A 6,770-nucleotide genomic window follows, 5' to 3' on the forward strand; every position below is an offset into this window, starting at 1 on the left:
CCTTGAACGCCTTGAAGACCCCTTGAAGTCCTAGCCGCCATAGGCACTCAATGTATATTGATGATGTACATATCAACATCGGAGTGGCTATGGCGCTGCAAATCGCCAACCCCGTCGTCGTCCAGAAGGTTGAACTGATGGCAAAACGCCTCGGCCTCAGTAAGACCGCCGTGGTGGAGCGCGCGTTGGATCAGCTCATCAGTGCATCCGAAGGAGCCGAGCACCAGTCTGAGCGCTTCGAGGCCTTGCTCGCCCAGCTCGACCGCATCGCCGACCGACCGGACGCGTACGATCCGCTGCCATGGGATGAGCGCGGACTGCCGACGTGATCGTTGCTGACACGTCCGCCATCATTGCCATCGTGTTCGCGGAGCCGGAACGTGAGGCGTTCATCGACGTGATCCGGCGCGCGCCGCGTGTGCTGGTGAGCACGGTCTCGGTAGTCGAGGCGCGCATGGTGGTCCACGGGAGACGTGGCGAGCGAGCGGTCGTGCTCGTGGACGATCTGCTGCGCTTGCCGATGTTCGAGTTGATTCCGCCGGGGATCGCGGAAATGGACGCCGCCTATGCGGCATTCGTGGCCTTCGGCAAGGGCAGTGGGCATCCTGCCGCACTCAACTTCGGCGACGTATTTGGCTATGCGCTGGCGAAGGTGCGCGGACTGCCGCTGCTGTACAAAGGCGCGGACTTCTCGGAGACCGATATCGCAAGCGCGGCTGCGCGATGACGATGACTCGCTTGGCTGGCGCCCTTGCTGACCGCTACCGCCTCGACCGCGAACTCGGCCAGGCGGGATAGGCATTTCAAGCAGAAGCCAGCGTTTGCCCGCATGAGTTTCCCACCGACTTCGTCATGATCTCCGACTCTCTCCGTATTGCCGGCGCGCAGATGGCGCCCGTGTGGCTCGACCGTGCGGGCACGCTCGCCAAGGTGGTCGCGGCGATTCATGCCGCGGCCGATGACGGAGTGCAGCTGCTGGCCTTCCCCGAGGCGTTTGTGCCCGGCTATCCGTGGTGGATCGAGTGGACGGACGGCGCGCGTTTCGATTCGTCGGTGCAGAAGGCGCTGCACGCGCACTACCTCGATCAGGCGGTGCAGATCGAGGCGGGGCATCTGGTCGATGTGTGCGCGGCCGCGAAGGCGCGGGCGATCACGGTGGTGCTGGGCATCATCGAACGCCCGCTCGATCGGGGCGGGCACAGCGTGTACGCCAGCGTGGTCACGATCGACGCCACGGGCATGGTGGTGACGGTGCATCGCAAGCTGATGCCCACGTACGAAGAGCGACTGACCTGGTCACCCGGCGACGGCCATGGACTGCGCACCCACCGGGTGGGCGCGTTCACGCTGGGGGCGCTCAACTGCTGGGAGAACTGGATGCCGCTGGCGCGCGCCAGCCTGTATGGGCAGGGCGAAGATCTGCATGTGGCGGTGTGGCCGGGAAGCGTACGCAACACCGAGGAGATCACGCGCTTCATGGCGCGCGAGGGGCGTTCGTACGTGATGTCGGTGGCGGGACTGCTACGCCGCGATCAGGTGCCGGAGCAGACGCCGCACTTCGAGTTGCTCCAGCGCGTGCTGCCCGAGGTGATGGGCGAAGGCGGCACCTGTATCTCGGGTCCCGATGCCACGTGGCTGGTGGCACCGGTGGCGCATGAGGAGCGCATCATTGCCGCTGACGTGCATCATGTGCGGGTGCGCGAAGAGCGGCAGAACTTCGATGCGATGGGGCACTACGCGCGCCCCGACGTGCTGGAGCTGGAAGTGAACCGGGAGCGGCAGCGCGCGGTGCGGCTTCGCGACTGAGTTCGGGCCGCGCGATTTCCGCCATCTGCCGCCAGGAGCCGGGGTCGACGACGACGAAGGCCGGCGTCGCCCCGGTGTCAGGTCCTCGGCTCGCTCCCGGTGCAGGCTCAGAACTTCAGATTGAGGCCGAGCACCGGCAGCAGGCCCGCCTGCTCGGTGAAGGCGAGCCTGTTCGTTTTCGAGTTCCAGTCGAATCCCGCGACGTTCCGGCGGTTGGTCACGTTTTGTACGTCGAGATACACGGCGAGCGTGCGCCCGCCGAGGGCGACACGACGCTCGGCGCGCACGTCCACGCGCAGGTAGTCGGCCGACCGCTCCTCGTTGAGCCGCGTCGCATCGAGCACGAGGCGCTTCTGCGCCGTCGAGAGGTCGGTGCGTACGGGCGTCATCGGGCGGCCGGCGGCCCAGGAGGCGCGGGTCGAGAGGTCCCAGCGCTCGCGGACGCGCCGGCCGGCGATGACCGTCGCCGAAAACGGCGCGTCGTACGCCCCGCGGCGCAGCACGCCGTCGAGCGCGGCCTGCCGTGAGCGCGTGGTGGAGAACGCCGCCTGCCAGTACGTCCCCTGCACCAGCTGGCGCTGCGCGAAGAGCTCGAGGCCGCGCACGCGACCGACGCCGCGGCTCGTCAACGGCACCAGCGCACCGACGACGTCGTAACTGTCGCCGGCGTTCGCGAGGGTGAACTGCGGAAGGTCGGTGGAGACCGGGTAGTCGGCGTACCGCTTCTCGTAGGCCTCGAGCGTCACGCGCAGCTCGGGGGCGGGCGTCCATGCCAGGCCGACGACGGCGTGATCGGCGCGCATCGGCGGTAGCGTGCGGTTGGCGGGGAGCGCGGCGACGTAGACCAAGGGCACCTGCTGGTGATAGCGCCCCGCCCCGCCGGTGAGCTCGAGGGTCGGCGCGACACGGAACGCCGCGGTGACCCTCGGGCCGACGCGAACCGTTTCGGACAGCCCGAAGCGGTCGGCCCGCACGCCAGCCGTTACCTGCGCGGGCCCCACCGCCCGGCTCAGCTGCAGGTGCACGCCATCGACGTCGGCGCGCGTGGTCGCGTCGCTGGCGAACGGATTCACACGCCCCGACGGGGCGAGTGGCAGGAAGCTGCCGAACGGGGCCTCCATGCGCGTCCGGGTGGCCAGCCGCCGCCGCACCGCTCCGGCATTGAGCTCGCCCAGCCCCGGGACCTGCATGGTCAGGTCATACTTTGCGGTGACTTCGGACTCGCGCGACCGGTTGAACCACGTCCGCGCGCCGCCGAGCCGCGCCTCGTTGACATCCTCGCCATAGCCCAGCCCGGAGCGGCTCACGGTGACCCGGCCGACGCCGCGCAGGCCGAGGGGATGCTGCCAGCCGAGGCCCGCCATGTGGCGGTCACCGCGCACGACCTCCGAACCGGTCGGATCGAGGTTCTCGAGGTCGGTGGCGAGACTCTCGAAGTCGATGGCGTCCCGGCCGGCGATGGCCGAAAGCCAGACGCGATGACCGGCGCCGGGCTCCCATGACGCACGGAACTGGCCGTTGGTGGTGCGCGGAACGGCGGTGAGTCCGAACGGGCCGGCCAGCAGGCCGAAGTACCCTTCGCGCGCCGAGGCGATGACCGACGCACGCCGGCCGATCGGTCCCTCGACGATGAGGCCCACCCCGGCGAGGCTCATGTCGGCCTGCGTCTGCCAGCGCTCGCGATCGCCGTCCCGCTGCCGGAGATCGAGCACCGCCGATAGCCGGTTGCCGTACCGCGAGGGGAAGGCCCCCGCATGGAACGTGGCCTGCGCGAGCAATTCGTTGTGGAACATCCCGATCCCTCCGCCGGACGTGCCCTGTGCGCCGAAGTGGTTGATGCCGGGCACCTCGAAGCCGTCGATCAGGAACAGGTTCTCGCTCGGCGCCCCGCCGCGGGCGATGATGTCGTTGCGCTGGTCGTTACCGGCGGCCACGCCCGGCAGGGACTGTACGAGGCGGCTCACGTCGGCCAGCGCCCCTGGGGCGCGACGCACGAGGTCGGCCGTCAGCGTGATCGTCGTGACGGGGGCATCGGGCGGTGGCGCGAGTGCGGCGTCGTCGCTGCGCACGCGGACCGCCGCGAGGGTCGTCTCGATTCGCTGGAGCTCAAAGCGCACCTGCGCCTGATACCCCACGCTGACCGAGACGTCGGGCGCGAGCCCGGGACGGTAGCCGACGCGAACGGCTCGCACGCGATGCGTCCCGGCGGGGACGCCGCGGAGCGTGAAGCCCCCGTCGGCGTCGCTGCGGGCCTCGAGATCGGTATCGGTGATCGTGACCTGGACATCCGCGATCGGCCGCTGCGAGACGCGGTCGACGACGCGACCGCTCACCGTGCCGGTCCGCCTCGACTCGGCAACCGACGGCGGCTGGGTGGAAGCCTGCGCACCAGCCCGGACCGCGATCCACGGGAGGGCGGTGACAAGGAGGGCGAGCGTATGAGGGCGGACGAAGGGTCGCATAGTCGTTGGGGTTGGGGGCGGCGCGTTCGCTGGACACCGGGGTTGCGCGCCGCCTGACACCCGCAATATTGGTGAGCAATTGCTCGCATACTACTCGCATTCCCCTGCCATGCGCGGTCGCCGCACGTCTCCCCCGATCCACCCTCGGAAAGCCCCTCGCCAGGAGCGCTCGCGCGAGCTGGTCGAGTGGATCCTCGCGGCCGCGACTCGCATTCTCGCGGCCGACGGGCTCTCCGGGCTCACCACCAACCGGGTCGCGGAGGTGGCCGGCATCAGCGTCGGGTCGCTGTACCAGTACTTCCCGAACAAGGAGGCGATCGTTGTCGCGCTGATCGAGCGCACGCAGCGCGGCGTGGCCGAGGCGGTCGAGGCGGTCGCCACGCAGATGCGCGCCGCGCCGCTGCCCGAGGCGATCGCGGTGTTCGTGGACCTCGCGCTGCACGCTCAGTACGACCGTAGCACCCTCGCGGTCGCGCTCGACCACGAGGAGCAGCGGCTCGCGCTGCACACCGAGCTCGCGGCGGTGCATCAGCGCATCCGCCAAGCGGTGGCGGACACGATCCGGCCGTCCCTGGGCGGACTCTCCCCCGAGGCGGTGGACGAGGCGGCGGACGATCTCTTCCTGCTGGTGCGGTCCATGGTGGATCGCGCCGGGGCCACTGGTATCCCGCGCGAGCGCATCCGGCCGCGCGTGCACCGCGCCGCCCTCGGCTACCTCGAGGCCTGCCGGGCGGAGGGGCGACTGCGTCCAGACGGGTCGGGATAGGAAGGTCAGTTGGGGTGGGTCAAGGGCTGTGACTGGCGACGACACCGCCGGTGATGCAACTTGCCGAGTAGTCGCGCGCTCCACACTCAGTCGGCGCGCTCCCCCATTGTGCTGATGCATGGATCCCTTCCGATCCCGCCTTGAGCAGGCCCTCTCGGGCCAATACCGATTCGTGCGCGAACTGGGCGGTGGCGGCATGTCCCGCACGTATCTGGCCGACGAGCCCGCGCTGCAGCGGCGCGTCGTGGTCAAGGTGCTGGCGCCGGAGATGCTCGAAGGATTGAGCGTCGAGCGGTTCAAGCGCGAAGTGCTGCTCGCGGCCTCGTTGCAGCACCCGCACGTGGTGCCGGTGCTGGCCGCCGGTGACGCCGATGGGCTCCCGTGGTTCTCCATGCCGTACGTGGATGGCGACTCGCTCCGGCAGCGGCTCGCGCTGGGGCCGCTCCCCATCGGCGAGGCCGTGGCCGTTCTGCGCGACGTGGCGCGCGCGCTCAGCTACGCGCACGGCCACGGCATCGTCCACCGCGACATCAAGCCCGACAACGTGTTGCTCTCGGCGGGGAGTGCGACCGTGACCGACTTCGGCATCGCGAAGGCCATCACGGCGTCGCGCCAGGCGGCCGGCGGTGCCACGCTCACGCAGGTGGGGCTGGCCATCGGCACGCCGGCGTACATGGCACCGGAGCAGGCGGAGGGCGCGACGGACATTGATCATCGCGCCGATCTCTACGCGTTTGGCGCGATGGCCTTCGAACTGCTCACCGGACAACCCGTGTTCTCGGCGGCCACACCGGGGCGCCTGCTGGTGTCGCATATGACCGAAGCGCCGCGCGATCCTCGCGTGCTGCGCGCGGACATCCCCGCGCCGCTGGCGGCGCTGGTGGGGCGTTGCCTGAACAAGCTGCCGGGCGACCGACCGTCCGACGCCAACGAGATCGTGCGCGCGCTGGATGGCGTGGGTTCATCGAACGCGTCGGCGCCGCTCACCGGACCGGGTACGGCCGCCTCGCTCCCGCTCGCGCCGGTGCTCGGCTCCTGGGCCGGCGGCGTGGTGTTGCTGGTAGGCGCCGTGTTTGCTGCGTCCCGCACCATCGGCGTCCCGTCATGGGCGATGCCCTCGGCCATCACGCTGGCGGTGGCCGGACTCCCCGCCCTGCTCGGCGCGTGGTGGGTGCAGCGCACGGCGCAGCGCGTGGTGTCGCACACACCCACACTCACGCCGGGCGGATCGGTCGCAGCGCCGGGCACGCTGGCTACCTTCGCCTTGCGGGCGCAGCCGCATGTCACCGTGCGGCGTACCCGCCGCCTCGGTGTGATCGCGGCGTCGGCGTTGGCCGTTGCGGTGATCGGGTTCGTGGCGACGCGCGCGTATGGCATCGGCCCGGCGGCGTCGCTGATCGGCGCGGGGGAGTTCGGCGAACGCGAAAGCGTGCTGGTCGCCGATTTTCGTCCGCCGGCCAACGATTCCACGCTGGGCGCGACCGTGGCCGAAGCGCTCCGTACCGATCTCGCCCAGTCCCCCAATCTCGCCGTCGTCACGCGGGCGACCGTGCGTGAATTGTTGCAGCGCATGCAACGACCGGCCGATGCGCTCGTACCGTTCGACGTTGCCCGGGAGATCGCGACGCGGGAGGGAACGAAGGCCGTGATCGACGGCGACGTGGTGCGGCTGGGATCCAGCTACGTGCTCTCCGCCCGACTGGTGAGTGCGACCGACGGCCGCGAACTCGCGGCGT

The 6,770-nt window shown here is 70.1% G+C and carries 6 protein-coding genes; 5 read left to right on the top strand and 1 reads right to left on the bottom strand.

The window, feature by feature from the left end:
• Positions 1–89 precede the first annotated feature (89 nt).
• The 3 genes from ACIRA7_RS13830 to ACIRA7_RS13840 all read left to right on the top strand — a co-directional run bounded on the left by ACIRA7_RS13830 (position 90) and on the right by ACIRA7_RS13840 (position 1,806).
• Entirely contained in the window at positions 90–329 is a 240-nt protein-coding gene (locus ACIRA7_RS13830) for a type II toxin-antitoxin system VapB family antitoxin (RefSeq protein WP_396221432.1), read from the top strand.
• Positions 326–727 (top strand): type II toxin-antitoxin system VapC family toxin, encoded by a 402-nt coding sequence (locus tag ACIRA7_RS13835; RefSeq protein WP_396221433.1) that lies wholly within the window; start codon positions 326–328, stop codon positions 725–727. Before ACIRA7_RS13830 ends, ACIRA7_RS13835 begins: the two co-directional genes overlap by 4 nt.
• A gap of 125 nt (positions 728–852) precedes the next feature.
• Positions 853–1,806, top strand: coding sequence for a carbon-nitrogen hydrolase family protein (locus tag ACIRA7_RS13840; RefSeq protein WP_396221434.1), 954 nt, complete (start codon positions 853–855; stop codon positions 1,804–1,806).
• A gap of 107 nt (positions 1,807–1,913) precedes the next feature.
• Here ACIRA7_RS13840 and ACIRA7_RS13845 read toward each other — a convergent pair whose 3' ends face one another.
• Entirely contained in the window at positions 1,914–4,268 is a 2,355-nt protein-coding gene (locus tag ACIRA7_RS13845) for a carboxypeptidase regulatory-like domain-containing protein (protein ID WP_396221435.1), read from the bottom strand.
• A gap of 109 nt (positions 4,269–4,377) precedes the next feature.
• Here ACIRA7_RS13845 and ACIRA7_RS13850 point away from each other — a divergent pair, with 109 nt between their 5' ends.
• Both ACIRA7_RS13850 and ACIRA7_RS13855 read left to right on the top strand, forming a co-directional pair.
• Entirely contained in the window at positions 4,378–5,034 is a 657-nt protein-coding gene (locus ACIRA7_RS13850; protein ID WP_396221436.1) for a TetR/AcrR family transcriptional regulator, read from the top strand.
• Between the two features lie 118 nt (positions 5,035–5,152).
• Positions 5,153–6,770, top strand: a 1,618-nt coding sequence (locus tag ACIRA7_RS13855; RefSeq protein WP_396221437.1) for a serine/threonine-protein kinase, incomplete at its 3' end; no start/stop codon positions are given.

It is taken from the genome of Gemmatimonas sp. (genome assembly GCF_044376735.1).
Lineage (GTDB): Bacteria > Gemmatimonadota > Gemmatimonadetes > Gemmatimonadales > Gemmatimonadaceae > Gemmatimonas.